Here is a 24,890-nt window from a genome sequence, read left to right on the forward strand (position 1 = left end):
TTCCAAGCTGAATACGCGGGTTCGATTCCCGCTACCCGCTCCAACTTTTTCAATGACTTAGAAGAATGGCGTGTCACTCGTGTCACGGCGTTTCACTTCCGCTTTTCAGCCCGAGCCTTGGCAATCTGCCGGCTCTTCTCCAGACCATCGCCCCGGCTATAGCGGCGAGTGGTCTTCGTCGTGCTGTGCGTCGCCAGATTGCTGGCGTCTTCCAATGAGCCGGTAGCCTCGACCGTCTCCGTCACAGCACCCGCCCGCGCATCCATCGACCAGACATTCGACGGGACGCCGGCCGCATCGCGCACCTTCCGGAATTTCTCGGTGTAGCGATTCTCCCAATATGGTTTCCCATAGTCCTCATCGATAACCACAGGTCCGATATCCGGTATTCGGTAGGCTTTTAGCGCCTCCTGCACCAACGGCATGACCTTCAAGTCCCGAGACACCTCGGCACCTGTCTTGCTCGTCTTGAGCGTCAGGATCATATCCTTCGATATGTTCTGCCCCGTGAGTCCGCGCCAGCGGAAAGCGCCACCTTCGGGCGGCGGGGCCCACTCCCCAATCACGTCAATGCGTCTCAGGGCTGATTCGAACTTCAGCGCCTCGACAAACCCGATCGACGGGCATTTCAGTTCGATGCTTTTCTGCACGATTGCTAGGCACTGGTCATAGGTCATGACGACCGTGCGCGCCGTCGGCTGCTCAAACCGCATGTCGGACAGGATTTCACGCGCCTGTGCGCAGCCGCTGAGGCGTTCGCCGGCTCCGTAGGAGATGATCAGCCGCAACAGCTTGATCGCGCCTGACGCCCTCCTGTGGCCTTTCTTGCGCCATTTCCCGAACCAGTCCTTGAAGTCGGACGCCCGAAGCGCGTCTATGCGCCGGGTGCCGACGTTTTTCTCGAGCACGCGCAAGCTGGGTTCATAGTCCCTGATGCGTGTCGAGTGCTTCACAGAATGAAGCGAGCTCGTCGGATCGTGGCGGTAGCAGTCTATCAGGGCTTTGATGGTGCCGTCGTATTTCGGCGGGGCGTCGAGATTGCGCAGATCGTCGCGCAACTGATCTGTGAGACGCCGGCACTCCGCGGCGATGGCCTCATCGGCAAGGCCATCAGCAAGACGAATTGTCGTCAGATAGTCGGGCGCTCCCTTTATCGCCCGCTTCGGATTCCAGTAGTGAACGGTTTTCCCGTCCTTGTTCAGCCGGTACTGGTAACCCGGCCTGTCAGTCCTCATCCCAATTTTCCTTTCCATCTGGGGCGAGATTGCCCGATGGTAGGATGCCTCCCTGTTGCTGGGATGTGTCAACAGGTTCAGCCGGCGCAGCATTGGGGATTGCGGTAATAACGAGCGAGCGAAGATCGATCTGCACGATTGCGCCCGAGCTCTTGGCCGCCTTGAAGATGCGTTCCATGTCTGACTGGCGGAAATTGGCTCTGCTCATCACCACAAATCCTCGCTGAATAACCTCGGCGCATCGTCCTTGGCGCCGATCTGGCCGGCCCGGTGCGCGATGTAGAAAGCCTCGACGCGGTTGACGAATTTCCCCTCGCTCGTGAGGAATCCTTGATTGGCCGGCGGGACCGTTGTCGGGTCGATACCCATCTCGCAATCCATGCTGTGCAAGATGGTGTGGTGGCGTGCTGGCGGCGGCAGGGATATGACCGAGCCGTGAAAGATGGCGGCCGCAACGATGGTGACGCGGTCGGTCATTCGCTCGCTCCTGGTGGGCTTGGGAGAGGCTGCACCTCGTGAACTGGGATGCTGGCGGCTTTGGCTCGGCGGATCATGTCTGCAGTTCCGTTGCCGCCTGGGAATGCGACAACCAGCGCCGGACGATGCCCGAGCATTGCCTGATTGCGCTTTGGTCCGGCTGCTTTCCCGTATTTTGCCCACTGAGCCGGGACCGGCCAGCAAGGGACATTCCGCAGCTTCGCCCAAACCCCACTCAAGCGATCGGCACCGCGCGAATTGCCGTGGATGACAGCCTCGATCGGATGTTCTGCGTGCAGATCATCTAGGACGCGCTTGATCGTTTCATAGTCGCAATAGTCTCGGCCGCCGCAAACAAGGACTCTCATTTCGCACCTCGTCTGATTTCTTCGCGGCGCTCTATCCACGTCTCGTCATCTTCCGGTGACCCTCGGAACTCAAACGGATATTCCCCGTTCCAACCTTCGCCGCTCGCCATGAAGCCCGAGAGGTAGCCGGCGTTCCAGGCGCGCTCCCGTTCTGCCAAAACGGCTTGCCCCACGGCCAGCAGCATTTCCATATGGCTCATCGGCCGTGGCAGGTGTCCGACTGCATCAAACGAAGCGGCTTGAATGTCGGCCGGAAGGTTGCGGAAAGCAACGGTCGTTGGGGAGGCGGTGCAGTGGATGTCCGATGAGGATGTCATGGGCGCTCCTCAAAGAAAATACAGGGCGACCGCGCAGGCGATTACGCCAGCCACGAAGCCTTGGAGGCGGAAGCCCATAGCCGCATAGAACAAAATCGAACGGCGCCGGTCTTCGTCCCATTTTTCAACGTCGGCGTGCCACTCTTCGAGAGTGATCTCGCGCCATTGACCTTCGATGTTAACGCGTTCAATCATGCGTTATCCTTTCCTGTCTTTCGTCGGCGGAAGTGGAGGCGGTGCGGGTGAGGGTCATGGCTTCATGCCACCGCCGCTTCTATGATCTGGAACTGGTCGCCCGAAGTCGCCAGCAGCAATGATGCGGAAGTACAGCAACCTCTCTTCATCGGAGAGTTCACCGCGCTGCCAGAATTCATGGAAGAACCGGCAGATGGCTTCGCCGTCTTCTTTTGTGAGTTCGAACTTTTCGGTCATGGCTGCTCCTTGGATGCTTTTCGGCGCTCGATCTCAAGGCTCATGCTATAAGCCCACATCGCGAATCCATACCTGATGCCGCTGTCCGGAGGGCCGAAGGGGTATTGCCGAAAGGCCAGATCGGTCTTCCAAATGCGCAGAGCGATCCACAAAAGCACGTCGGCTATTAGGGTCATGACTGCTGATCCTTGGCTGCGAGGGCCATGTCAACTAGCTGGTTCCACGCGCCCACGAGGATGCGAGCGTGCTGCGGCGAGTTCGGGCTATTGCCGGTGTGCGCAAGGACTGTCCCGGTTCCTTCCAGATAGACGCCGTGGATGGCCGTCTCATCTGCTTCTGTAGCGAAATGCTCTCGCGTGATGCGCAGCGTGTCTCGGAAATCCTCGACGTGCTTTTCGTCGGCCTGATACAGGGACGTTCCCCATTCCACTCGGCCAACAGCGAGAAGCCGCTCGATAATGTCGTCTGGAAGGCGCGCATCCCGGCTTTCTCCCACCGGAGAGGGAGGGGCGGAGCGATATAGGGCGACATGCTCTCGGCCGGTTGGCTTTCCCCACATGGTCAACGCCAGTTCCGGGTCGTGTTTCGCGGCGGCAAGGTTAGTCTCTGTCGTCCAAGCCACCGGATCGCTTTCCACCGTAACCGGAGAGGGAGAGGCGGAGAGGGCGGCTCCTGCCTCACATTCGCAGTCACCATCTGAGGCGATTTTCGCCTTTAGCCATTCGTTATCGAAGCGCAGTTTCATGCGTCCCGCGCGATCCGCCATTATGACGCTTGCGATCGATTTAGGCATATGGTCGAAATGTGCTTCGCGCCCAAGAATAGCCTTGCATGCTTCGCGGGCCAGTTTCATCACGTCGTCTGGGAATTCACCGTTGTCCGTAACCGGCTCTGCGGGAGGGGTGGAGGACGCGAGTTCGAACGCCGCCCGAATGATGTAATGGTCCCGGTTCTCGTAGTTCCAGAGGCATGGGGCTTGGTCATCGTTCCAATGCTTCAGAGCAAGCCGCACAACCTTCTTGCGCGTCTCCGGGTCTTCCCACGCAACCGGCTCCGCCTTCCTCTCGATCGCAGACCGGATACGCGCGTCGAAATCGGATTGGGCTGCGGAGCGGGCTTCGACCTCAGAACCACATTCGCCTTCTGTGGCGATGGAATTCTCAAGACGCCAAAACCAGCGGCCGTTTGCTTCATGATGGGTCCATACGGCATACGCGCCGATGATAGTTACCGCACGGCTTAGGTTTATGCTCCATGGCGGGGTGTGCCATTCAAGCGGCTTTATCTCAATGCTCATGGTCTTGCCTCCTGCGCTGTTCGCGCCAAATACGGTTGATGGTTCAGCGAATTTCCAAAGGCGACCGCGTCAAAATCTCCGGCAAGGTCTCGCGCGTCTGGCCCAACGGCCTCGTCAGCCTGTATCCGGATGGCCTCGATTACCCGATAACCGTCAGACCCGAGGACATCGACGAAGTCCTCCCGAAAGAGAGACCGCCCAAGGAAAAGCCGGTCGGGGGAAGGCGGAAGCCGATTTATGACGAGCAGGATTAGCATTGGTCGGCCTCCTTGTTCTTCATCAGCGCGTTGCGGCTCGTGACCATCGTGTATCCATCCGCGAACCGAACGAGACAGCTATTCATGACCTTGGCTCGGATGAGGACTTCGCAGGGCTGGCCTTTGCGGCCTTGTCGATTCCAGCGGTAGATGTAGGGGAGAGCGACCATCACGCTTCCTCCGCGAGTTTGCGGATGGCGTCTGCAGCCATGATGTGCACCGAGTACGCAACACCTCGCGCTGTCTTCTCCGCGTCCGTCATTTGTTCCGGGTCGGCGTTCCAAATCTCCGCAACTTTCTCGTCGTGATATCGCGCCGCTTCCTGAAGCGCGGTACGGCGGGAGGTGGAAAGCTCGGAACCGAGGCGTTCGATCTCGGCGTCTTTCTCTTCGAGCGTCACCATAAGTTTTGCGCTGAAGGTCATCACTCATCTCCTTTGAGCGCTGCGCGGGCTCGGCGGAAATCCTGCATGTACGCATCAGACAGCGCCAAGGCGTCGATCTTGTAAGCGGGCTGCTGGACAAGCGACGCAATCGCCGATTTCGGAGCCGTGTATTCGTTCCAGAACGCCGGGTGCTCGACCATCTGCCGCAACGTCTCTTTCCCCTCGTGCGACATGGAGAGATGGGTGGGGGTCATGGGCGTCTCCCGTTGATGACTTCGCCGGTGCGCGTGTCGATCACGTCGCCATTCATCCGGCGCTTGAACCGCTTGCTGAACCCGCTGGCCTTCGCCTTGTTGTCGAGCCCGAGGTGTTTCTTGCGGGTGCGATTGCACTTGGCCCGGACTTTCGCCTCGGTCGCCGTCTTGCGCTTGTGCGGCTCATGCAGGACCGCTTGCAGATTGCCTTCGGTATTGGTCCCGCCAAGCCAGAGCGGGGTTACATGGTCGTATTCGATCTTGTCGCCGGGGCGGAATTCCTTGCCGGTGAGAGCGCAACGGTTATCCTGGCGCTCGCGGATGCGGTCCTTGACGCGCGCGGGCGGCATGGCGTCGTCGGTCTTGCCGATCCACTCCGGGACGCTCCTCATGCTACCTCCGGCCACTGGCGGATTAGGAGATCGGCCGGGATCGGCTCCTTGCGCGTCATCTGCTTCATGAAGAACGCACGGCCTAGCGCTGCGCTCTGGTCGCGCAGATAGCGGAAGTTATCCGGATCGGTGCGCCGGGCCTTGTGCGGTCCCTGATCGGTCTCGCCGCCCGTGATGATCCAATCGGGCGCGTACTTGTCGAGCACGATGCGGCCGAGGAGTGGTTCGAAGCTACCGAACGTGAATAGCGGCTCGCGTGTCTCTTTGACCTCCCAGAGCTTCATCCGGTCTCGGTCGTATTCTTCCTGATTGGCTATGGTCGCGCCGATGGCGGCGTTGCGCGGCAGAAGACGGCAACCGCGCTCCGGGTCCGTCATCTTCCTGACATTGCCGATGCGCTTCGTCAGCAACAGCCAAATGAGGTTCGGCGTTGCCTCGATCAGGTTCATGAGGTCGTGGCGCCACATCTCGTCAACTTCGTTATCGAAGACGTCGGCGAGCGATGCGCAGAAGACGTAGGGGCGGCTCCCGGCTTCCTTGGCAGCCTTGTCCCATGCGTAGGGCTTGCGCCAGTTGGCTTTGCCTGTGCGCTGCCTGTCCTCGCCTGCTCCCCACTGGACGCGACCGTATCGGTTCGCCATGAGGTTTTCGGCGTAGCAACCATCACATGCCGGCGAAACCTTAGTGCAACCAATCCACGGATTGAAGGTGTGATCGGTCCATTCGATCTTGCTGTTCTCAGCCATCTCAGCCCCCGATTTCTTCGACAGAGCAATCCAGCAGGTCGGACGCGATGAACTTCCGCGCCTGCTCGACCGAGCGTTTGCCGGTCATGACTGCGTGCATGCTGATCTTGATGGTCGACAGCTTCGGCCAGTGCTCCTCGGCGATGACGTCGCGGTAGTTCACGAGCATGTCGTCGATCGTTTCCATCTTGGCGGAATCATCGAGTTCCTTGTCCGCGACCGTCTTTGTTGCCTTCCGGGCGAAGTCCATCAGGTGTTGCCGCAACTCTGCGGAAAGGGGGGAGGACGACGGCTCCGAGGTGGTCTGGCCGCCGTCCTCTTGCGATGCGGAGGGGGAGTCCGCGTCGGCCGGCGTGGAGGCTTCGCCGGTATCGGGTTCCAAAATCTCGCCCGTCAGCGCGTCCGAGGTCTCGCGGGCTACGTGTGCCGGGTCGAAGCCTTCTTGCGCGTCCTGGGGCTGCTGTGTGGCTTCCTGAGCCGCCCGCAAGCGCTGCATGACGCTCGGCTGTTGCGGGGTGACGTCCTTCGCGTTGTCGGGCCCGCGGAACTCTTCGGCCTCGTCCCGATCATAGACCCCGAGGAGCACTTCCGGGCAGTGGCGCCGAGCCCAATTGCGGGCGCTGTAGTAGCCGAGTTGCTGTTGCGGGTCCGTCTTCCAGAGTGGTGAATTTTTCGTGGTGATGTTGCCGGCCCGAGGGGAGGTGTAGACGCAATCCTCGCCATCGAGCGTGCCCGTGACGGTGCAGGTGAGATCATCGCCTTCGCCAGCGAACTGGTACTTGAGCCGCCCCTTGATGCCGGAACGCGAATTGATGACGGCCGCGATCAACTGTGCTTCGTAGGCCAGAACGTCCTTAACTTTGTAGGACTTCTGCGCGACGGAAAACGGATCAAATCCCCACTTCAACGCTTGCATGGTGATCGCTGCGCAGTCGGGCGCGTTGCCCCGGAGATAGCTGGGGATGCTTGCGTTGGACAACGCCATGAACCGGGCGAACTCTACAATGTCGTTTAGGGTCTGGGGGGTGACGGCAAAGCCACCATCGCTGCTGGTAAGCGAAACCTGTTCGCCGAGCCTCGGCTGCTGAGTTGCGATCTGGTTCATGATTAAGCGGCCTCCGCCTGCAGTTCGATGTTGATCCGGGTCTTGGCCCAAGAGGGCATTTCCACCCATCCGAATTCCCGGTCGAAGCCGTCGTATCCGGGCCAGTGATTTACCTTCAGGCAGCGCTCGACGATGGCGATTGCCTTGCGTGCCTGGCGCTCGCCGAGGTCGATGTCCTCGTCCTTCAACTGCAGGACCCGGACGTCGTAGGGCGGAGCCTTCTCGACAAAGACGAAGGTGAACGAGGTGAAGGCATCCGGCCCGAGCACGTCGCGGACGATCATCCGGAGAAGCCCTGCCTGGACGTGATAGCCGTGCGAATAGATCGCCTTGGACAGGCTTTCGTCATCGACCGACGCCGCAGTCTTCAGGTCAACGAAATCGCCGCTGTCGTTCGGGACGACGTCGGGGCGGCCCTTCAGCCAGATGTTGCCGTGCTTGCAGAAGATCGACCGCTCGATTCGACCATTGAGAATGCCGAGCCGGATTGGTTCCTTCGTCGCTAGAGCGGCAGCGATGTTCTGGATATGCCCGAGCTCGTTTTCGGTGATGACCGATCGACCGGCCCCGCGCTGTTTCTCAAGCCAGCCCTTGCACCAGTTCGAATTGCCGTTCCAAGGCTTCTCATTGCCCTTCTCGTCCGGATACGTCGCCGGACGGAGCGAATAGCGCTCCTTGAAGCCCTCTTCGCCCAAGAGCAGCATGTGAGCCGCTTTGCCAAACTCGAGAGAGGATTTTTCCTCGCGGTCGAAGGGCGTCGGATTGTATGGCGAATAGGCCCAATATTCGGACGGCCGGCGCAGGACGGCACGCAAGCCAGAGCTCGAGATCGAGAAGCTCGGGAACAGGCTTGTATCGCCGTGGTAGGCCTCGATCGGTACGCCGGCATAGACGCCGCGAAGATCGATCTGGCCGCCCTGGTACTGGCGCTCCTGCTTGAAGCCGTTCACCAGCTTGGACGCAATGCCGCCGATCGACTGGAAGCCGTCGCGGTCGATATCAACATGGTTGCTCATGACTTCCTCTCGGGATTATTCGGCGGCTTGCTTGGCGGGGGCTGCGACTGTCTCGCGGCGAACGAGATCGAACCCCATCTTTTCCGCCAACTCGCCGAGCTTCTCTTCGGCGTCACGCGCCCCGAAGCCGGACGGGGCCGGGTCGTATTCCTGCTGTGCGTATGCGAGCAGGAGCGACTCCTCGAGGTAGCGGCAGGCCAGAAAGGCCCGGTAGAATTCCATGCTGTCCTTGATCACCATGGCAGTTGATCCTCCCATTCGCGTTCGCGCTTCGCCTCGGCGGCGTCTTCCGCAGCCGCAGCGTCCTTGTCGGCGGCGTCTTCCAGAAGCGAGGACTTGAAGCCGTCGCTCTCCGAAATCGCGTCATCCAGCCAGCCGGGAATGACGATCTCGACCTTGTCTCGGAAGGTGCGGATGTTCTCGACCTCGACCGATCGCGGCTCTTCCGGCTGCGTAAGGGTCGCGGCGCGATAGCGCGAAACCGAGTAGGTGACATCAAGGTCAAGCTCGATATCGAGGCCGGAGACCGAGACCAGGAGCGGCTTGCGGGTGTGGTATTTCGTGGTCATTGCATCGGTTCCCATGTTGAGCATTCGCCGACCCGGTCCATTTCCGAGGCGCGAATGTCGGCGGTCATGGCATTGACCCATGAGGGGTCTCCAGCTTCCGGGCGAGGCGCTTTGGCGATCGTGACAGGATGGGCGCAGCAGACCCATTCGCAGTCCTTGATGTCGCGATAGGCGTTGTGCTTGCAGGTGCGGCAGTCGCTCATCACCCAGCCCTCCGGTTGAATTCGTCGATTGCTTCCCGATGGTCGAGACGAGCGCCGCGGACAATCAGATCCGCGAAGTCGGAATACCGACGGAACTCCTCGACAGTTGCGCCCGGGAAAGACGATGCTTCCTCGTGGGCGGCGTCTTCATCGGTGAACTCGGCGGCGTCGTCGCGCTCGCTGGTGAAAAACCCCTCGTCGGTCAGGACGCAGCCTTTCGCGTTCTCGACGCGGTAGCGGGTGACCATCGTGCCCATCGTCGTTTCCTCGGTTGAGATCAGTTTCGATATCCGCCGCAGTGAAGGGCGGATGCCGAAGCGGATCAGGCGGCGGAGCGGAGCCGCTCGCGGGCGGCGCGGTCTTCGATGTCGATCTCACGAGCGCGAAGGAGGTACTGTTCGCAAAAGTCGCGGTCTTCGTCGGTTAAGGCCGCTGCAAAGAATGTCGGTTTCGACATGAAGGACGGGTCGCGGATGATCGCGATCATGTCGTCCGTGTAGTCGTTGTTCCAGAATTCGTGATCCGTGATTGCCGGGCGGGCTACCTCAGCCATGTGGCGAGCCTTACGGAACGCTTCGCTGTGGGTGAGCGTGTATTTGACCTTTGCCTTTTCCATCTCTCGTCTCCCATCCGGCCGTTGCCGTTGTTGATGAGAAGAGACTATACGCAAGAAACGTAAAGCGCAAGCAGAATTACGAACAGTGCGTAAAATTCTTGCGTATCGTGCGTACGTGTGCCAAAAGAAAAGCCCCGGCGGGACGATCCGACCGGGGCTGATGGCTTCCATGTGCTACCGATTGCTTAGCAAAACTGCTCACGAAATGCAATCGGATTGGTCGCTGTCAGGCGCTGAAAATCGCAAAATCTTGGGTCTGCTCGGAGGTTCCCGCCAAGATGATGTGTTCGGAGGCGCAAGGGCAGCGGTCTTTCCCGGGGTTCCTCCCGCGCCGCCGATCGATCCGGCTAAGAAATCCCTCGCGGTATCGGCGCCAGGCTCACCGAGCGGAATCGAACGGGGTTGATGGCCCGCCGGGGAAACGCGCTTGCACCGCGCCGGGAAAACTGAAGCAGCTTATACCGTCGCCCGAAGAAAAGGGACGATGCTCGTACCGGACAAGAAAGGCGCCTGACCAGCGCGAGAAAAAGACACCCGGTGTTAGACCCAGTTAGCGGCTGGGATACCAAACCGAGCTTCAGGAGAGGTTCATTCCACGGATGCTTTGGTGTCGGCAGGACCGGCACAGGGTCGGATGTCTCGTGTGTTAGAGACCATCCTAATGCCTTGGTTATGCCTACCGGCACAGAGCCTTGCGCATCTTCACCCGATCAACGCGGAATTTCTGGTACTCCGCATCCATCATCTGCGAACATGCGATCATCACCTCGTCGCGGCTCGCGTCGGAAGATTGGAGTTCCGTATCCTTGGCCGCCTCGGATCTGGCCTTGGCGTTGAGCTCGTCGGCCTGAATGGTCGCATCGGTCGACGAGACCCCGAAATCCTCAAGCAGACCCTCGACGTGGACGATGCTGCTTTGAGCCAGATCATCGCCGATGTAGGGCGAGCACACCCAGGCAAAGCCCTGATGCCTGTAGATCGACGCAAACGCCACGTCGAAGTGTTCCTTGGCCTGATCGAAGTCAGGCTTGCATTCTTCTGCAGCGGCCGGCGTCGCCATTGCCAAAATGATCATCGTCAAGTATCTGCGCATTGCCAAATCCCCTCCTGTGCAACGCTTCATTGAGCCGGATGGTACGCCACCATCTGACCGCGCGAAATTCACGCTAGATTACAGGTTTTTACGATAAGTGAAGGCGCGCCAATTTTGGACACAATCCGGCTTGGTCGGCTATCTTTCGTCAACCAGACCACAAAACACCCCATGATTTTTAGGGGGCGTCCTATACCTGGACTAGTCCGCAATTTCACAAAACTGTCACAGACGACGGCTTGACGCTCGGCTGGCGAAAGAAATGTGACAGCGTTTATGACAATCCACAGGGGGCACGACTGAAAAAAATCCACTCGCTAAAATACAACCTTCGGATAACGTGAGGTGGTATTTCGACTGCTGGGGAGAACACATGTTTTCAGATATTGGGGTTGCCCTTCCGCCTATCCCGCCGGGCAATGTGCTGTCCGGCCGATTCCGCGTTCATGCGGTCGTTGGCGACGCGATGGAACCGACATTTCGAGGGGGCAGGGACTATGCATTGCTTGCGCCTGTATCGGACTATCGAGGGGAGGGCGTTTATCTTCTGGACGTCGGCGGGGGGCAGGAACTCTTCCGCGTCAGCAACGCATTTGACGGACAAGGCGGGCTCATGCTGTCGCAGGAGAACCGCCGCGGCTCTGTCCATCACTTGAGCAGAGAGAGATTTGATGCTCTGGTCACTGCGATCGTGATCGCCGATATTCGGACACGAGACGAGCGCTTCCTGAGAGAGCCGGGCTGATCCCCGGCTTTCACTTCCGGGCGATGTGCCCGCAGATCCTGCCGATGATGGTCAGACGATCAAGCTCGACGGTTACCGTCTCAAGATTGGGATTGTCCGAAATAATCTTCACCTGGACCGGATCGCTGAACATGACGCGCTGTAGCCGCTTGATCTGCGGCTCCGAAAGCCCATCGCTGATCGCATAGACCGTGTCGGAGACGAAGCGGTTCTGCGACAGATCGACGATCACCCGATCACCAGGCATGTAGGTCGGGAACATCGAATCGCCGATGACTTCCATGACGATCGTCTGGTTAGGCGAAGCCTTGGCCTCGCTACGCAGATAGTCCTGCGGGATCACCCATTCAGCAACAACGCGATGGCCTGAGACGTTTTCCTTGCCGACCGGCAGGTTGATGACTTCGCCGACCGCGCCTTCGCCGGCGCCGAGTTTCACGTCGATCTCTGGCAGGGCGCCAGTGATTTGCGGGCTCCAATGTTCCCGCGAATAGACGTCGTCTTCGCCGCTGCTTTCCCCCTCTGCTGCGTCCGGATCGAAGCTCGAAATCAAATTACCGCTGGGTGTCGGCCGGGAGAGCGCCCATACCTCACGGGCTTCAATGGGCGGGGTTCCCCTCCCTACGACGGCCTTTGCTAGCTTCTCGGCGACATCTGGGTCCAGATAGGTCTTCTTGTAATCGGTCTGGCTCTCATAGCGCTGAATGCTCGAGGCCGCCGCATAGCCCATCTTCTTGGCGAGCGCAGTCATCGACAGGCCCGAGCGCTCGCGAAGCTCACGGAATTTCTCGGTCACTGGGATTGGCGGTTTTTGCATCGAATCGTCATACGTGAGTCTCATTTACGTTTTCCACGTTGACATATTTACGCAAAGAACGTACAAGTGCGTAAATAGAACGGAATGAGGCAAACACCGTGACCGACATTTCCCCTGCGGAGAAGATCATCGAAGCGCTGGGCGGCCTGTCCAAGACGGCCCGTCTACTGTCCACCGACGACAAGGACTTCGCCATCTCGACGGTCCAGGGCTGGAAGGAACGGAAGCGCATCCCGCAGGACTACTGGGAGCGCCTGATTGCGGTCGGGAAGGTGGCCGGCGTTGAGATCACGGCAGACATGCTCCTTGGTCTCGCCGAGGTGTCGGCATGACCGGCTCATCCCTCCAGCCCCTGCAGGTCTTCGCAGAACTGCCTTGCAACCTCCTTCGGCATTCGAAGTCGGACGACCAGTGTGCCCTTTGGAATGCCGTCGCCATTGATGGATACGGCGGCGAAGGAGACGTGAACGACGCCGCGGCGCTCGTGCATTTCGGTGACGAGGTCGGCGTAGAGGGTCGGGGCTCCTCGATCGAAGAGGAACACCCATTCCCCATCCAGGTCTTGGGCCTTTCCGACGGTTCCACCGATTGCAGCTTTGGTCATTTCAGCACCTTCGAAAACAGTGGGGAGACACGGCAATGATGCACGCCATCGGGATTGTCTTGATCGCGCTCGCGGTCGCTTTGGTCCTCCACGACATCTACCTCAAGGATTGATCGCCATGACCTTCAGATATCGCCTTCTGGCTTCCGGTCGATATGAGGTCTTGCGCGCCGACGGCTTCATTATGGGCGTCTTCGGGACTCGCGATCAGGCTGAGACCTACTGCGACCAGAAGAACGCGGAGGCCGCTCGGTGATGGACACGTATCTCTACACGTCAACCAGCCCGTACGAAGTCGGCAAGCACGCGATGGCTGTTGCCTCGATCGGCGCGACCGGTTCGCTTCTGATCCTCTCGGCCGTCGGTATCGTTCTGATCGTTTCCTGGGGCGTCTCTCGTGTCCGCCAGAAGGCGAACGAGGAAACTAAGACCCCGGACTATGCCGGTGTTCGCGAGGCCGTCTATCGGGCCTCTGAGCAAGAGCGCGCCCGCGTCGAAGAAGCGGCGCGTCAGCAATGAGTATTTTTATTTATTCGCATGCTTCGGCGTAGGCGCCTTGCCTGTCTCGCAAACTGCTTTGCGCCCCGCCGTTGTCGTTCCTGAGTAAGCGTTCAGGAGGTTCTGAGTAACGCCTTTCATAACCGCCTCCTGTTCACAAAAAGAAGACTATCAGGAGAACGGAACATGGTTCGGAAAATCTCAGACCGAATTTTGGCAATGGGAATCAACAAGGGAAGTTCGAAAGCGATGTTTGGAGTAGACGCATTCGGCCCAGAAGAGGCGGCGGAGTTCGCCCGTAGAATGCTCAAGAAAGAGAGCAGCGGCAACGGCGATCAGATGAACGCCTATGAACGTGTCGCCGCCCGTTGCGGGATGACGGCCCGCCAACTTCGCCGGTTCCTTTCCGGCGAGATCAAGGAACCCGCATGGGGGTTCATTCACGGCATCCGTATCGGATGGTTCGGCCTCTGGGAAGAAGAGGTCCGCAAGATGCAGCACGAAATGGACATATACCGGAAGAGGTTCGCCAGTGATCGTTTTCAGGATCTTAAAGCTCAAATCGAGGCTTTGGCTGCTGAAGCTCAAGCTCTCTCTGATGAGCTTCAAACACGCAAAAAGGACATCTCTCAATGACGGCTATGATCGGCGATAACAGCAAGGCAGAGCGCGAACGCCGCGTTCTCTTCGCCTACTACCACAAGAAAGACCGCGACATTGCGGCGAAGATAAAGGCGCTCGGCGAGGAGAAGAAGTCGAACCGCCAGAACGCCAAGGCAAGCGGCTTCCCCGCGCAGAAGCTCGACCACTACCTGAAAGCCTTCCAAGCCGAAGACCATCAGAAGCCGGTCGATAAGCTGAAGTCCGAGCGAGAAAATCTCGAGTGGCTCGGCTACATCCCGGCGACCAGCGGCGGCGACCTTCTCTCCCAAATGGACCGCGTCGACGGCGAACAGATGATCCGCGCCAAGGGCTTCCATGCAGGCCTGACCGGCCTTGACCGAGTTTCCGGCTACGACGCCGGCTCCGTCGACGACAAGCTGTGGCTGGATTCCTACGACGCCGGCAAAGCCGAATACGAGTCCGACATTCCCGACATCCTGGCGCGCATCAATGCCGCCGCATCGAAGGAAGAGCCGCCGGCGGATGGCTCCGATCCTTTCGAAGACGCCGCATGAGTTTCTAGGCGGCCGGCTCCCCTCCCAGGCGTGGCCGCAACACCTGTCGGGGCGCGAATGCCCCGGCCTTTCTCTCCCCGGCCTGCCGCCATGACAGCTTTGCGGCGAGGCTACCTGCCCCGAGGAGCGCGAATGCTTCTCGGGGGCTTTCTCAAGAGGTTCACATGATCTGCGTCACATGCCCGACCTGCGGCGGTCACCTCGGAGAATTACCGGAACCTGACAAGGTGCGCGGCTGCCTAACTCCGGCGGAAATCCGCGTCTTCGACAAGCTTCTCGCCTCGGGCCCGGAAGGTATCGCCAAGGTGGATCTTTCTATCCATCTGTTCGGCGATCTCGGCACCGCCGAATCGAAGATGAACCGGACGGCAAAACTCGTTTCTCGCATCCGCCAGAAGCTCGACCGCTACGGCTACCACATCCAGCGCAACCCGCCACTGAAGCACGGCGTCTATCGCCTGATCCCGGAGGCTGCGTGATGCTCAAGCAAACCCCCTCATGGAACGACATCAGCCATAGAAAAGCGATGTACATGTGGGCCGGCGGTGCCTCGCAATCGGAGATCGCCAACGCCCTGGGGATGACGACATGCCAAGTCGCCGGGCGGATGAACCGCAACAGGGACGACTTCCCCAAGCGGAACCCGGAAGCAACCAAGACCGACGGTAAGCCAATCGCTCCCCGCAAGAACTCGGTCTGGACGGAAGCCCGGCTATCGACCGCCGCCAATCTCTGGAAAGCCGGATGGACCGAGGAAGAAGTCGCGGATGCTCTCGACGTGTCCAAGGCGGCGTTCGTCCAGGTGAAGAAGCGCTACAAGCCGATGTTCTCCGTCGATCGGTCCAAGCAATACCGACCGCGCAAGCCCCGCCTCGATATCCCCGACAATCTCGACGAACTGTTCGAACAATCCGAGGGGAAGGCAGCTGCTGACGGGCGTCGGTTTATTCTGGCTGGGGTGGAACCCGTCGCCTTTGTCGATTTGCGGCTCAACCAGTGCCGTTTCCCGGTCTCGAGCCCCGATAGCCCCAACGGCCCCACGATGCCTTGCTGCGGCGCCCCACGGGCCGAAGGCAGGCCGTATTGCGCAGCCCATGCCGCTGTCAGCCGGAGGACCGCATGAAGATCCTCTCCTTCGACACGAGCAAAACCGCCGGCTGGGCCTTCTACGACACGAGCAAGCACGTCTCGTCGATCGAGTGCGACGTGCTCGAGTTCCCGGCCAAGGCATCGATCGAATATTGCGCCGATCAGATGGGGCTCAAGGTGACGGCGCTGATCAAGCGATTCCGTCCCGATTTCGTCATCATGGAAACGGCCTTGAAGATGAGCCCCGGCGGTACGCTGGCGACGGTCGTCTCCTGCATGCTTCATGGGGCGGTGCTCTCCACCGTGGCGAATTTCGGGATTCCGTGGGGCACGATCTCCTCGGCGACCTGGCGCGTGATGTTTTACGGCAAAGGGTTCAAACCGCCGCACAAGGTCATCAAGCTCGCCAAGCCTGACAAAAAGGGCCGGATGGAGAAGATCGAATACCTCTGGAAAGAGGCGATCGTCACGCAATGCGAGCGCGAAGGCATCACCCTGCCAACGAAGAAGACGATTGCGCACAACGCCGGCGAGGCCGCCGCAATCGCCATCTGCTGGCGCGGTGCTCAGATTCACGCCGGCCGCTACCGGCCCGCATTCCAGAACATGCTTCAGCAGAGACACGAAAGGGCGGCCGCATGACCATTCCCCACTCTCTCCGCTGCCCAGATTGCAAGCGTGACCTGACCGCCGCCGAGGTGATCGAGCGCTGGTGCGAGGAATGCCGCAAGCCTACCAAGACGGAAGACAAGAGGAGGGCGGCATGATGGACGCTTACAGCCAATTCCTCGAACGCAAGCGCCTCGTCGACCCTGAAACCGGCATCGCCTCCGAAGTGTCCTTGCCGGACGTCCTCAAGCCGCACCAGCGCGACATCGTGCGTTGGTCACTCCGCCGCGGGCGCGCCGCCATCTTTGCGGGCACGGGACTAGGCAAGACGCTGATGGAGCTCACATGGTCGAGCCGGGTGTCTGACCACACCCGCAAGGCCGTCCTGATCTTCGCGCCGCTCGCCGTTGCCGAGCAGCACATTTCCGAAGCTGAGAAGTTCGGCATGGCTGCCAATCTCGTTTCCTTCCATCCCGAGGAAGGATGGGGCGTCAACGTCTCGAACTACCAGAAGATGGATCATTTCGACCTGTCGGCATTCGGCGGCGTGGTTCTGGATGAAAGCTCCATTCTCAAGAGCACGGACGGGAAGTACCGCACGCGGCTGATCGAGGAATGCGCGAAGGTGCCGTTCCGCCTGGCAGCGACGGCGACGCCGGCCCCGAACGACTTTATGGAGCTCGGCAACCACGCCGAGTTTCTCGGCGTCATGTCCTACACCGACATGCTCGCAACGTTCTTCACCCACGACGGCGGCGACACTCAGAAATGGCGCCTGAAAGGCCACGCTGAAACAGAGTTCTGGAAGTGGATGGCGTCCTGGGCCGTCATGCTCCGCAAGCCATCGGATCTCGGCTACGACAACGCCGGCTATGACCTGCCACCGCTCAACTATTCGTCTCACACCGTCCAGGTCGACTATGCCCCGAGCATGGATACGGGGCTGTTGTTCCCGATTGAGGCGCGGACGCTGCAAGAGCGAATTTCGGCCCGCCGCGATAGCGTCGAGGGACGTGTCGAGCTCGCGGCAAAGATCACGCCGACCGATCGTCCGTTCGTGTGGTGGTGCAACCTCAATTCGGAGGCGGACGGTCTTGCCAAGGCCATCCCCGGCGCAGTCAACCTGTCCGGCTCCGACAAAGATGATGACAAGCGCCGAAAGCTGGTCGACTTCTCGCAAGGGCGCATCCGCGTTCTGATCACAAAGCCATCAATCGCCGGGTTCGGAATGAATTGGCAGCATTGCGCCGATACCGGGTTCGTCGGGCTCAATGACAGCTTCGAGCAGGTCTATCAGGCAATCCGCCGCTTCTGGCGCTTCGGCCAGACAAAGCCGGTCAACGTGCATTTCATCGCCTCCGAGATGGAAGGCGCCACGGTTGCCAATATTCGCCGCAAGGAAGCCGACGCAGAGCGAATGGCCGCCGCGATGGTTCTCCACATGGCGGACCTGTCGAGCGCGATTGTACGGGGTTCTGTGCGTGATCGGCCCGACTACAACCCGCAAGTTCCAATGACAATTCCAGCATGGGTAGGGGAGTGCGCTGCATGACAGTGAACGCCGTCGATCAAGTCGTGACCGATCGTTATGCGATCTACCAGGGCGACGCCTGCGAGCTCATCCGCGCCGTTCCTGGAGACAGTGTGCACTTCGGCATTCACTCCCCGCCGTTCGAGGGACTGTACAAGTTCTCTAACTATGATCGTGACATCAGCAACAACGACGGGCCGGCATTCTGGGAGCATTACGCCTTCCTGATCTCCGAGCTCTTTCGCGTCACCCGTCCGGGCCGCATTCATTCCGTTCATTGCATGCAGCTTCCCACGAGCAAGACGCGGCACGGCTTCATCGGCATGCGCGACTTCCGTGGCGAAATCGTCCGGGCCTACGAGGACGCTGGCTGGATCTTCCATTCCGAGGTCTGCATCTGGAAAGACCCGGTGATTGCGCAGCAGCGCACCAAGTCAATCCGGCTTTTGCATAAGCAGATCACCAAGGACAGCACGATTAGCGGCATGGGACTTGCTGACTACATCGTCAGCTTCCGCAAGCCGGGCGACAACGAAAACCCGGTCTCCGGCATGTTCGATCGCTGGTCTGGCGACGAGAGCCTCGACATCAGCCGAGAGGCATACGATCGCCACCGGAAGCAGACCGAGGCAGAGGGCCGCAAGGCATGGCCGTTCGAGCAATGGCGATCGATCCTCGTTTGGCAGCGTTATGCCTCGCCCGTCTGGACGGACATCAACCAGACGAACACCCTGCAATATCGCGCCGGCCGCGACGAGAAGGACGAGCAGCATATTTCCCCGCTGCAACTGGACGTGATCGAGCGTTGCCTTGATCTGTGGTCGGCACCCGGTGAAACCGTCCTGACGCCGTTCCTTGGCATCGGCAGCGAGGTTTACAGCGCGGTCAAACTCGGCCGCAAGGGTATCGGGTTCGAGCTCAAGCCGTCCTATTTCCGCCAAGCGGTCAAGAACATCGCCGAGCTCGACAAGGCGGCGACCGACAGCCTCTTTTCAATGGCTGGTGTGGCATGAACGCCCACGCGAGAGACCTATCCACCGAGGAAAGGGCGATGCACTCGGGCACACAGCGCGAGTTGCCCGCCAATCTTGACGCAGAGTGCGCGCTGATCGGCGCGGTACTCGTCAACAATGCCGCATTTGACGTACTGCCCTCTGGATTCGAAGCCCGACACTTCTTCGAGCGACTTCACGTCGAAATCTGGGAAGCGATCTGCGAGATGCGCAAAGCGGGCCGGATCGCGAATCCGGTCACCGTCAAGATGCTCGTCCCCGAGGGCCAGGTCGGGACGATGACCGTGGCGCAATACCTGGCGCATCTGGCATCCAATGCGGTCAACGTCGTAAGCGCTCCCGATTACGCGCGAGCGATCATGGACTGCGCCGCCCGGCGCGCCTGCATCACGCTTGGCGAGAAGCTGGAGGATGCAGCCTTCTCCAGAGACATCGAGATCATGGATCAGGTCGACGCGCTCCGGGTGCGGTTCGATGAAGTCGTGAGGGCTCTCAATGGCGAGCAGCGGGCAAAGACGCTGGCCGATGCAGCGAAGCGGGCTTTGGCTTCAACCGCAGACGCCTACCAGGGCAAAGGCGTGGCCGGCGTCGACTACGGCCTGTCATGGCTGATGAACATGATCGGGCCATTCCTTCCGGGCCAATTGATCATCGTGGGCGGTGCGACCAAGCAGGGCAAGTCGACCCTTATCGAACAGATCATTGCCGGCGCCGCCATCAACGGCCATGCGGCATGGGTGAATTCCGGCGAGATGAAGGACGAGGAACTGGCGCATCGGGCGCTGTCCCGGCTCACCGATATCCAGGCATGGCGGCAGATCCGCGGCAAGGTCTCCGATCAGGAATATGAAAAGCTGGATCAGGCCCGCCGCAATGCCGAGACGTGGCAAGACCGGGTTTATATCCGCGACGACTCTATGACGCTCCGGCAGATCAAGCGCGAGATTGCCGACTTCTCCAAGCGTCACCCCGGCGGCATGGCCGTAGTTGACCATATCGGCCTCGTGGAGCGCGAAGCGGGCCAGACACGCATGAGTGACGCGGAATTCGCGCCGCTCGTCACGCGGTCTCTGAAGATGGCTGCAGGGGAATGCAATCTGCCGATTGTCGCGGCGGCCCAACTCAAGAAAAACACCTTCGAGATCACCGACCGCAACATCAGCCGCAAGACCTATCTGGCCGCGATCAGCCGCCGGCCGAAATACGGCGACATCTTCGGCTCCTGCGAGAAGGACGCCAACCAGGTGATCATTCCCTTCCGGGCCGAAACCATCCTGACCGAGCTCGAGCCGGCCGAACAATCCGATCTGCATCCAATCTGGGAAGAGGTCATGTCGACGGTGAAGGACAAGGCGGAAATCGTGCTTGCGCTCTCCCGCCATACGAGATGGCCGCAACGCCGCGAAGTAGGGTGGGATGGACCGCGGACGATGTTCACCGACCTGCAGCAGACCGCGCAGACGAGGATGCTCTGATGAACCTCGCCGAAGCAAGAGGCGTCCTAACAGCCAAAGGATGGAAGGGCGAATACCGCCTCGTCTGGAAGGCCAAGCACGAGCCTGTCCGGTTTCTCCGCAACGACGGGAAGCCGGGACCGATCATGTATTTCACGTCCGAGGTCGAAGCCGAACTCGTGGCGTGGCGGCGCAAGAGCCAACTCGAGCAGCCCGTCATGGTTCGCAGTGGCGACAAGCTGGCGGCGCACAAGGCCGAAGCCGAGCGGGTCTTCAAGCAGAAAGGCAGCGCATCCCCGAAACCAAAGCAAAGGAGGTCCGCATGACGTGCAATTTCTACGTCGGGCAGAAGGTTGTCCTTGCCGAACCCTATGGTGCCGACGCCATTATCAGAGCCACGATAAACGGTGATGTTCTCCCTTCTCCGGAAGTCGTTTATACGATCCGCCGTATTCGGCCGCCGTTTGAGGGCATCGTTTTCATCCTGCTCAACGAATTGGTCAACCACACCACGCCTGGGACGGACGACGAGGCATCTTTCAACGCCGCCCGCTTCCGCCCCGTCGTCGATCGCAAGACCGACATCAGCGTTTTCACCGACATGCTGACCGAGCAGAAAGCGAAGGTGGACGCATGAACCTGCATGTTCCATCCCCTGCCGAGATCACCGCCCGTCGGGCAAGACTGATGGGCTCCGGCCGGGTCGTCAACCTTGCTGTCAAGCCGAAGGAGCAGCAGCCGAAACGGCCAGACAGCCCCGCAGACGCGCATGTGAAGGCGTACCGGGAATTCATGGCCAAAGTGGCCGAATGCCCATCAGCGTCCTCGTATGTGCGAATGCGATGCAAGATGTCTGATCTGCCGCACGCCAAAATCGTAGACCCAAAGATCAGGGCGTACCCTGTAGTCGTCGCGAGGCGTCAGCTAATCAGGGAGGTGAAGGCGCGATACCCGCAGATGAGTTCGGTTCGGATCGGCTGGCTGTTCGGCGGCCTTCACCATTCCGCCGTGCTCGACGCCTTTAAGGGAGAAGCCCCGAGGTGGCAGGGCATCCCCGCAGATAAGGTCGAAGAGATCAAAAGGCTGCGATCGAAGGGGCTCACCTACCCGCAGATCGCAGAAGCAGCGGGGGTGAATAGGACGACGGTTCAAAAGTATCTGAACCCTGGACTCCGCGAGCGCGAGAACTTGCGCCGGAGGGAGAGGGCGAAGCGATGACCGTCACCTTTGAATTCCCGACCAGTGCGGCCGACAAGGATCGTCTGATAGCCAAGCACAAGCGCAAGGGCCTGCAATGGGTATCGTCGGCCTATGTCGACGGCCGGATGCGGATGAAGTTCAAGCGGGCCAAGCATTTAGAGAAGCCGAAGGTCATCCCTTATGCGGGCTATGCCAACAACGGCGGACGGGGAGAGTGGGAGCGATGACCGGCGACCACGAACCCATCGCGATCGGCGACGAGGTGCGGATGAGAGACGGTCGCACCGTCGAGGTCAAGAGCTTCGATCGCGCGACCGGGCTCTATGCAGTCACCGGCCACCCGGTCTTGATCCTTCTCTATCGCCACCAGTTCACTCCGCTCAAATGGGAAAACGACGTGATCGGGGTGACTGGCATCGGCGTATGTGCCGCAGGAGGAGCAGGGCAGTGATCGACCCGCGTGTCAAAGCCCTTTGCGAGGAAGTCGGCATCGAGTGCATCGAGAGCACGGCCTATCCCCGCATCGGGCAGACGCGCGCGACCAACACCATTCGCCGGATTATCGAGCGATACGGCGAAGAGCATGCCCGCCTCGTGCTGACCACCTTGGCGGAGACGGAAAACAACAAGGCTGCAGTCGACGAGGTAGGGCTATGGATGGCCTCGGACATGGTGCGGGTATTCCATGCCGAGATAGAGCAGGACGCCTCTCTGTGGCTATCCCTGTGGGACAGGATGCCGATCGGATATCTGCAGTACCTCGCCCAGGGGCTGCGCGGGACAGTAAAGCAACGTGACGCCCTATCAGGCATGGTTTATGAACGGCTCCGTCGTGTCTATGGCGAGCCACAAATCGGAGAGCTTTGATGACGCCAGAGGAAATCGAAGAGCTTTTCATAAGAGGCGCGGAGATCGACCGGCGCTTGCCCGACACCGCCCGCCCGGCACGCCTCAAGGCCCAGGCCATGCCCTATGTCCATGACTTCGACGACATGCTCGGATGGGGAACAGACCGTCTCATCGAAGAACGGCAAGCCTTCTGGGATGCTAGATCGACGAGGATGCAGACCAAGGACGTGGCGATTTGGGAAGAGTGTATGAACCTGATCGTCCTCGTCAGCAGGGAACGCGACCGGCGATGCCTCTGGGCCTGGTCGCGATCGAAGGCCGGCGGAATGCCTTTCAATCGCTGGTGCAAGGATATAGAACACATCCATCGGAACTACGGGAATGAGTGCCGGCGGCGTGCATCGACGGAAATAACGGCCCATCTTCTTCGTAACGCATTGATCGATATACACAATTCAGAAAACAGCGCCTTGCAAGACACCCCGGAAATCGGCGATAAAAGTGCCAACATCGGAGAGACGCGCACCTACTCATGGATGGCGCCGGACGCCTTCACCAGAGAGATGCAGCCAGAGGCGCAAGACTTCACTTGGGCCAATCTCCAGAACGAACGCCGCCGCCAGCGCCAAGCGAGGAAGGCGGCATAGAGATCGGGGCCTTTGGCAAGCAGCCAGCAGCGGGGTTGATCGCCCGACTTTGATCCTCTTTACAGGGGTCATGAGCGAAAAGGCGCGGGCAGAACGCGCGGGTTCCACCAATTCGCCACATAGGTGGCAGCAAAGGCGTGTGGTCCACCAGCCCTCCGAACGTGTGGACATCTGGCCCGGCATTTACGCCTGATGAAGCCGAAAGGCAGAAACGGACTTAGGTTCGTCGCGTGGAGTAGCCCCAGCCGGGGAATAACTGGCTACCTAGGGAGGGCGCCAATTCGCGGCAATGCCTCACCGAGATCGGGAAGCGAGTGCCATAAGGGCCTATCACAGCCGGTTTCCGGCGTGGTGACGGATCATGCCCCGGCTTCCTGAACCCATACCGGTTAGCTTAGTGGTAAAGCGTCGGTCTCCAAAACCGATTACGTGGGTTCGATTCCCGCACCGGGTGCCAACAAGACCCGCTCCGCCTCTCACAGAAGCGCACCGTTGCGGGTTACTCATCAGGACCGCGGCGGAGTGATGGCAAGTAGCCGAAGCGGCAGATAGCGGACGCCGGAACTGCGCCGGAAGAAGCAAACACCGCACCTCAGAGGGTATCGGTCCCGTAGGCGAATATACCGGACTGCCCGTCCTGACAATCACAGCCCGTCTCTGTTCGCAGGGGCGGGTTTTCGTTTGAGTGCATCAGTCACGAGGTGGGATCTTTATGCTTCTGCTTGGTGACTGCCTCGACGTTATACGAGGCATGGATGACGGCTGCATAGACCTGACTGTCACGTCTCCGCCCTACGACAATCTGCGCACCTATAACGGCACGCTGAACGATTGGACGCCTGAGAAGTGGAAGGCGATCATTGCTGAACTGTACCGCGTCACCAAAGAGGGAGGCGTGGTTGTCTGGGTGGTTGGAGACGCCACGGTCAAGGGAAGCGAGACTGGCACCAGCTTTCGTCAGGCGCTCCACGCGACGGAATGCGGGTTCCGGCTGCATGACACGATGATTTATGAGAAGCAGAACCCGGTTCCTTATCATCATAACCGTTATCAGCCATGCTTCGAATATATGTTTGTATGGAGCAAGGGAAAGCCAGAATCGTTTAACCCCATCATGGTCCCTTCAAAAGGCCTTGTGGGCGGCTCAAAGCAGAGGCTAGCCGATGGGAGAAGCGTTGCATTTAATTCAGGCGGGGCGGTTCATCCGCACAAGTACCGAACAAGTATTTGGACTTATTCGGTAGGGAGCGACAGATCTGGACATCCTGCGGTATTCCCAGAATGCCTTGCGCGCGACCACATTCTAAGCTGGTCGAACGAGGGCGATACGGTCTTCGATCCGTTCCTTGGATCGGGAACGACCGGGAAGATGGCTCTGGTCCACGGTCGGAAGTTCATCGGCATCGAGCGAGATCCGATCTACTTCGAGATAGCGAAGAAGCGTATTGCCTCATGCCCAAGCCTCAATGGCGTCCCGGCTGGTTCGGACCAATGACCGGCAAGCCGAAGCCAGGGAAATAGTTTTCGCAGGAGCGGACATCTCACCCGAGTCAACCGACACTTGGCACAAGGCCTTCACTCGTGGCTGTAGAAGCCAGCGCGCCGCTCCGGGGTGGCATTCCCTTCATGAACGCGCTGAAGTGGGCAAGTCGGGATTCAACGCTTCTTCTCTGCCTTTTCAAGCTTCTCGTCCATCTTGGCCAAGCGGTCGCGCAACAGGGTCTGGTCTGCTCGAGCAATCGCGAGGTCGTTCTGATGCGCCTCTTTCCTGGCATCTGCGAGAAGCCGGCGCTGTTCACGGTAACGCTCGGCAGCCTCCTCGTTCGAGGCAGTCCAAGCGCGGACCTTCGCACGAAGCTTTGAGATAAACGACATGATGACCCCCTTCGAAGGT

The 24,890-nt window shown here is 59.8% G+C and carries 45 protein-coding genes and 1 tRNA gene; 22 read left to right on the top strand and 24 right to left on the bottom strand.

The window, feature by feature from the left end; genetic code table 11:
* Nucleotides 1–92 precede the first annotated feature (92 nt).
* The 8 genes from SJ05684_RS04785 to SJ05684_RS04825 all read right to left on the bottom strand — a co-directional run bounded on the left by SJ05684_RS04785 (nt 93) and on the right by SJ05684_RS04825 (nt 4,126).
* Complete coding sequence (locus SJ05684_RS04785; protein ID WP_050980245.1) at nt 93–1,235, bottom strand: site-specific integrase; 1,143 nt, start codon at nt 1,233–1,235, stop codon at nt 93–95.
* Nucleotides 1,225–1,443, bottom strand: coding sequence for a hypothetical protein (locus tag SJ05684_RS04790; RefSeq protein ID WP_034859905.1), 219 nt, complete (start codon nt 1,441–1,443; stop codon nt 1,225–1,227). The genes SJ05684_RS04785 and SJ05684_RS04790 overlap by 11 nt, the downstream gene beginning before the upstream one ends.
* Nucleotides 1,443–1,712, bottom strand: coding sequence for a Y16D family protein (locus SJ05684_RS04795; protein ID WP_050980244.1), 270 nt, complete (start codon nt 1,710–1,712; stop codon nt 1,443–1,445). Before SJ05684_RS04795 ends, SJ05684_RS04790 begins: the two co-directional genes overlap by 1 nt.
* A complete protein-coding gene (locus tag SJ05684_RS31010; protein ID WP_034859903.1) occupies nt 1,709–2,080 on the bottom strand; it encodes a DUF2493 domain-containing protein in 372 nt (123 codons plus the stop codon). The genes SJ05684_RS04795 and SJ05684_RS31010 overlap by 4 nt, the downstream gene beginning before the upstream one ends.
* The gene (locus SJ05684_RS30200; protein ID WP_210207564.1) at nt 2,077–2,271 is read right to left on the bottom strand and encodes a hypothetical protein; all 195 of its coding nucleotides are present in this window, start codon (nt 2,269–2,271) and stop codon (nt 2,077–2,079) included. Before SJ05684_RS30200 ends, SJ05684_RS31010 begins: the two co-directional genes overlap by 4 nt.
* A gap of 135 nt (nt 2,272–2,406) precedes the next feature.
* Nucleotides 2,407–2,592: a hypothetical protein gene (locus SJ05684_RS04810; RefSeq protein ID WP_034858577.1), complete on the bottom strand. Its 186-nt coding sequence runs from the start codon at nt 2,590–2,592 to the stop codon at nt 2,407–2,409.
* Between the two features lie 54 nt (nt 2,593–2,646).
* Nucleotides 2,647–2,829 (bottom strand): hypothetical protein, encoded by a 183-nt coding sequence (locus tag SJ05684_RS04815; protein ID WP_034858579.1) that lies wholly within the window; start codon nt 2,827–2,829, stop codon nt 2,647–2,649.
* A gap of 172 nt (nt 2,830–3,001) precedes the next feature.
* The gene (locus SJ05684_RS04825; RefSeq protein WP_050980179.1) at nt 3,002–4,126 is read right to left on the bottom strand and encodes a hypothetical protein; all 1,125 of its coding nucleotides are present in this window, start codon (nt 4,124–4,126) and stop codon (nt 3,002–3,004) included.
* A 38-nt stretch (nt 4,127–4,164) separates the two neighbouring features.
* Between SJ05684_RS04825 and SJ05684_RS04830 the strand changes: the two genes are divergently transcribed.
* Nucleotides 4,165–4,380: a hypothetical protein gene (locus SJ05684_RS04830; protein ID WP_050980180.1), complete on the top strand. Its 216-nt coding sequence runs from the start codon at nt 4,165–4,167 to the stop codon at nt 4,378–4,380.
* On the opposite strand, the gene SJ05684_RS29470 is transcribed toward SJ05684_RS04830, so the two are convergent.
* The 13 genes from SJ05684_RS29470 to SJ05684_RS04890 all read right to left on the bottom strand — a co-directional run bounded on the left by SJ05684_RS29470 (nt 4,377) and on the right by SJ05684_RS04890 (nt 10,729).
* A complete protein-coding gene (locus SJ05684_RS29470) occupies nt 4,377–4,553 on the bottom strand; it encodes a hypothetical protein (RefSeq protein ID WP_157212012.1) in 177 nt (58 codons plus the stop codon). The two genes, SJ05684_RS04830 and SJ05684_RS29470, sit on opposite strands and share 4 nt — an antisense overlap.
* Complete coding sequence (locus tag SJ05684_RS04835; protein ID WP_034858593.1) at nt 4,553–4,807, bottom strand: hypothetical protein; 255 nt, start codon at nt 4,805–4,807, stop codon at nt 4,553–4,555. Before SJ05684_RS04835 ends, SJ05684_RS29470 begins: the two co-directional genes overlap by 1 nt.
* The gene (locus SJ05684_RS04840; RefSeq protein ID WP_034858595.1) at nt 4,807–5,022 is read right to left on the bottom strand and encodes a hypothetical protein; all 216 of its coding nucleotides are present in this window, start codon (nt 5,020–5,022) and stop codon (nt 4,807–4,809) included. Before SJ05684_RS04840 ends, SJ05684_RS04835 begins: the two co-directional genes overlap by 1 nt.
* Complete coding sequence (locus SJ05684_RS04845; protein WP_034858598.1) at nt 5,019–5,414, bottom strand: HNH endonuclease; 396 nt, start codon at nt 5,412–5,414, stop codon at nt 5,019–5,021. The genes SJ05684_RS04840 and SJ05684_RS04845 overlap by 4 nt, the downstream gene beginning before the upstream one ends.
* Nucleotides 5,411–6,160 carry a DUF5131 family protein gene (locus SJ05684_RS04850; RefSeq protein ID WP_034858601.1) on the bottom strand — a complete coding sequence of 250 codons (750 nt, stop codon included), beginning with the start codon at nt 6,158–6,160 and terminating at the stop codon, nt 5,411–5,413. The genes SJ05684_RS04845 and SJ05684_RS04850 overlap by 4 nt, the downstream gene beginning before the upstream one ends.
* A 1-nt stretch (nt 6,161) precedes the next feature.
* The gene (locus SJ05684_RS04855; RefSeq protein ID WP_050980181.1) at nt 6,162–7,265 is read right to left on the bottom strand and encodes a recombinase RecT; all 1,104 of its coding nucleotides are present in this window, start codon (nt 7,263–7,265) and stop codon (nt 6,162–6,164) included.
* Nucleotides 7,266–7,267: 2 nt separating this feature from the next.
* Nucleotides 7,268–8,281: a PD-(D/E)XK nuclease-like domain-containing protein gene (locus SJ05684_RS04860; RefSeq protein WP_050980182.1), complete on the bottom strand. Its 1,014-nt coding sequence runs from the start codon at nt 8,279–8,281 to the stop codon at nt 7,268–7,270.
* A gap of 15 nt (nt 8,282–8,296) precedes the next feature.
* Nucleotides 8,297–8,521: a hypothetical protein gene (locus tag SJ05684_RS04865; protein ID WP_034858604.1), complete on the bottom strand. Its 225-nt coding sequence runs from the start codon at nt 8,519–8,521 to the stop codon at nt 8,297–8,299.
* Nucleotides 8,515–8,850: a hypothetical protein gene (locus tag SJ05684_RS04870; protein WP_095694210.1), complete on the bottom strand. Its 336-nt coding sequence runs from the start codon at nt 8,848–8,850 to the stop codon at nt 8,515–8,517. Before SJ05684_RS04870 ends, SJ05684_RS04865 begins: the two co-directional genes overlap by 7 nt.
* Entirely contained in the window at nt 8,847–9,053 is a 207-nt protein-coding gene (locus SJ05684_RS04875; RefSeq protein ID WP_034858609.1) for a hypothetical protein, read from the bottom strand. The genes SJ05684_RS04870 and SJ05684_RS04875 overlap by 4 nt, the downstream gene beginning before the upstream one ends.
* Nucleotides 9,053–9,310 (bottom strand): hypothetical protein, encoded by a 258-nt coding sequence (locus SJ05684_RS04880; protein WP_050980183.1) that lies wholly within the window; start codon nt 9,308–9,310, stop codon nt 9,053–9,055. Before SJ05684_RS04880 ends, SJ05684_RS04875 begins: the two co-directional genes overlap by 1 nt.
* 65 nt (nt 9,311–9,375) lie before the next feature.
* Entirely contained in the window at nt 9,376–9,669 is a 294-nt protein-coding gene (locus SJ05684_RS04885; RefSeq protein WP_034858610.1) for a hypothetical protein, read from the bottom strand.
* A gap of 676 nt (nt 9,670–10,345) precedes the next feature.
* A complete protein-coding gene (locus SJ05684_RS04890) occupies nt 10,346–10,729 on the bottom strand; it encodes a hypothetical protein (RefSeq protein ID WP_162098823.1) in 384 nt (127 codons plus the stop codon).
* Nucleotides 10,730–11,135: 406 nt separating this feature from the next.
* Here SJ05684_RS04890 and SJ05684_RS04895 point away from each other — a divergent pair, with 406 nt between their 5' ends.
* Complete coding sequence (locus tag SJ05684_RS04895) at nt 11,136–11,507, top strand: hypothetical protein (RefSeq protein WP_034858614.1); 372 nt, start codon at nt 11,136–11,138, stop codon at nt 11,505–11,507.
* 10 nt (nt 11,508–11,517) lie between these two features.
* Here the strand turns inward: SJ05684_RS04895 and SJ05684_RS04900 are convergent, their stop codons facing one another.
* Nucleotides 11,518–12,348, bottom strand: a complete 831-nt coding sequence (locus SJ05684_RS04900) for a LexA family transcriptional regulator (RefSeq protein WP_244426717.1) — start codon at nt 12,346–12,348, stop codon at nt 11,518–11,520.
* Nucleotides 12,349–12,422: 74 nt separating this feature from the next.
* Here SJ05684_RS04900 and SJ05684_RS04905 point away from each other — a divergent pair, with 74 nt between their 5' ends.
* A complete protein-coding gene (locus SJ05684_RS04905) occupies nt 12,423–12,656 on the top strand; it encodes a carph-isopro domain-containing protein (RefSeq protein WP_034858616.1) in 234 nt (77 codons plus the stop codon).
* A 5-nt stretch (nt 12,657–12,661) separates the two neighbouring features.
* Here SJ05684_RS04905 and SJ05684_RS04910 read toward each other — a convergent pair whose 3' ends face one another.
* Nucleotides 12,662–12,928, bottom strand: coding sequence for a hypothetical protein (locus SJ05684_RS04910; RefSeq protein WP_034858618.1), 267 nt, complete (start codon nt 12,926–12,928; stop codon nt 12,662–12,664).
* Nucleotides 12,929–13,046: 118 nt separating this feature from the next.
* On the opposite strand from SJ05684_RS04910, the gene SJ05684_RS29475 reads away from it, so the two are divergent.
* The 19 genes from SJ05684_RS29475 to SJ05684_RS05000 all read left to right on the top strand — a co-directional run bounded on the left by SJ05684_RS29475 (nt 13,047) and on the right by SJ05684_RS05000 (nt 24,491).
* Nucleotides 13,047–13,184 carry a hypothetical protein gene (locus SJ05684_RS29475; RefSeq protein WP_157212013.1) on the top strand — a complete coding sequence of 46 codons (138 nt, stop codon included), beginning with the start codon at nt 13,047–13,049 and terminating at the stop codon, nt 13,182–13,184.
* Complete coding sequence (locus tag SJ05684_RS04915; RefSeq protein ID WP_157212014.1) at nt 13,181–13,447, top strand: hypothetical protein; 267 nt, start codon at nt 13,181–13,183, stop codon at nt 13,445–13,447. The genes SJ05684_RS29475 and SJ05684_RS04915 overlap by 4 nt, the downstream gene beginning before the upstream one ends.
* Nucleotides 13,448–13,612: 165 nt before the next feature.
* Nucleotides 13,613–14,062 (top strand): hypothetical protein, encoded by a 450-nt coding sequence (locus SJ05684_RS04920; protein WP_034858626.1) that lies wholly within the window; start codon nt 13,613–13,615, stop codon nt 14,060–14,062.
* Nucleotides 14,059–14,604, top strand: coding sequence for a hypothetical protein (locus SJ05684_RS04925; protein ID WP_034858640.1), 546 nt, complete (start codon nt 14,059–14,061; stop codon nt 14,602–14,604). Before SJ05684_RS04920 ends, SJ05684_RS04925 begins: the two co-directional genes overlap by 4 nt.
* A 164-nt stretch (nt 14,605–14,768) precedes the next feature.
* Complete coding sequence (locus SJ05684_RS04930) at nt 14,769–15,083, top strand: hypothetical protein (protein WP_034858646.1); 315 nt, start codon at nt 14,769–14,771, stop codon at nt 15,081–15,083.
* Nucleotides 15,083–15,727, top strand: a complete 645-nt coding sequence (locus SJ05684_RS04935) for a GcrA family cell cycle regulator (protein WP_034858650.1) — start codon at nt 15,083–15,085, stop codon at nt 15,725–15,727. The genes SJ05684_RS04930 and SJ05684_RS04935 overlap by 1 nt, the downstream gene beginning before the upstream one ends.
* Nucleotides 15,724–16,335 (top strand): RuvC family protein, encoded by a 612-nt coding sequence (locus SJ05684_RS04940; RefSeq protein WP_034858652.1) that lies wholly within the window; start codon nt 15,724–15,726, stop codon nt 16,333–16,335. Before SJ05684_RS04935 ends, SJ05684_RS04940 begins: the two co-directional genes overlap by 4 nt.
* 121 nt (nt 16,336–16,456) lie before the next feature.
* Nucleotides 16,457–17,854, top strand: a complete 1,398-nt coding sequence (locus tag SJ05684_RS04945; RefSeq protein WP_244426718.1) for a DEAD/DEAH box helicase — start codon at nt 16,457–16,459, stop codon at nt 17,852–17,854.
* Nucleotides 17,851–18,846: a DNA-methyltransferase gene (locus SJ05684_RS04950; RefSeq protein WP_034858654.1), complete on the top strand. Its 996-nt coding sequence runs from the start codon at nt 17,851–17,853 to the stop codon at nt 18,844–18,846. Before SJ05684_RS04945 ends, SJ05684_RS04950 begins: the two co-directional genes overlap by 4 nt.
* Before the next feature lie 38 nt (nt 18,847–18,884).
* Nucleotides 18,885–20,321 carry a DnaB-like helicase C-terminal domain-containing protein gene (locus SJ05684_RS04955; protein ID WP_034858656.1) on the top strand — a complete coding sequence of 479 codons (1,437 nt, stop codon included), beginning with the start codon at nt 18,885–18,887 and terminating at the stop codon, nt 20,319–20,321.
* Nucleotides 20,321–20,626, top strand: a complete 306-nt coding sequence (locus tag SJ05684_RS04960; RefSeq protein ID WP_034858658.1) for a hypothetical protein — start codon at nt 20,321–20,323, stop codon at nt 20,624–20,626. Before SJ05684_RS04955 ends, SJ05684_RS04960 begins: the two co-directional genes overlap by 1 nt.
* Nucleotides 20,623–20,937, top strand: coding sequence for a hypothetical protein (locus tag SJ05684_RS04965; protein WP_034858662.1), 315 nt, complete (start codon nt 20,623–20,625; stop codon nt 20,935–20,937). Before SJ05684_RS04960 ends, SJ05684_RS04965 begins: the two co-directional genes overlap by 4 nt.
* Nucleotides 20,934–21,518 (top strand): helix-turn-helix transcriptional regulator, encoded by a 585-nt coding sequence (locus tag SJ05684_RS04970; RefSeq protein ID WP_034858665.1) that lies wholly within the window; start codon nt 20,934–20,936, stop codon nt 21,516–21,518. The genes SJ05684_RS04965 and SJ05684_RS04970 overlap by 4 nt, the downstream gene beginning before the upstream one ends.
* Nucleotides 21,515–21,727: a hypothetical protein gene (locus SJ05684_RS04975; protein ID WP_034858668.1), complete on the top strand. Its 213-nt coding sequence runs from the start codon at nt 21,515–21,517 to the stop codon at nt 21,725–21,727. Before SJ05684_RS04970 ends, SJ05684_RS04975 begins: the two co-directional genes overlap by 4 nt.
* Nucleotides 21,724–21,951 (top strand): hypothetical protein, encoded by a 228-nt coding sequence (locus SJ05684_RS04980; protein ID WP_034858671.1) that lies wholly within the window; start codon nt 21,724–21,726, stop codon nt 21,949–21,951. The genes SJ05684_RS04975 and SJ05684_RS04980 overlap by 4 nt, the downstream gene beginning before the upstream one ends.
* Entirely contained in the window at nt 21,948–22,367 is a 420-nt protein-coding gene (locus SJ05684_RS04985; RefSeq protein WP_034858674.1) for a hypothetical protein, read from the top strand. The genes SJ05684_RS04980 and SJ05684_RS04985 overlap by 4 nt, the downstream gene beginning before the upstream one ends.
* Before the next feature lie 56 nt (nt 22,368–22,423).
* Nucleotides 22,424–22,996, top strand: coding sequence for a hypothetical protein (locus tag SJ05684_RS04990; protein WP_157212015.1), 573 nt, complete (start codon nt 22,424–22,426; stop codon nt 22,994–22,996).
* Nucleotides 22,997–23,380: 384 nt separating this feature from the next.
* Nucleotides 23,381–23,453: transfer RNA gene (locus SJ05684_RS04995), tRNA-Trp, on the top strand.
* A gap of 255 nt (nt 23,454–23,708) precedes the next feature.
* On the top strand, nt 23,709–24,491 hold the full coding sequence (locus SJ05684_RS05000) for a DNA-methyltransferase (RefSeq protein WP_034858680.1): 783 nt from the start codon (nt 23,709–23,711) through the stop codon (nt 24,489–24,491).
* Between the two features lie 161 nt (nt 24,492–24,652).
* Here the strand turns inward: SJ05684_RS05000 and SJ05684_RS29480 are convergent, their stop codons facing one another.
* Entirely contained in the window at nt 24,653–24,871 is a 219-nt protein-coding gene (locus SJ05684_RS29480; RefSeq protein ID WP_157212016.1) for a hypothetical protein, read from the bottom strand.
* Nucleotides 24,872–24,890 lie beyond the last annotated feature (19 nt).

Source organism: Sinorhizobium sojae CCBAU 05684 (assembly GCF_002288525.1).
Lineage (GTDB): Bacteria > Pseudomonadota > Alphaproteobacteria > Rhizobiales > Rhizobiaceae > Sinorhizobium > Sinorhizobium sojae.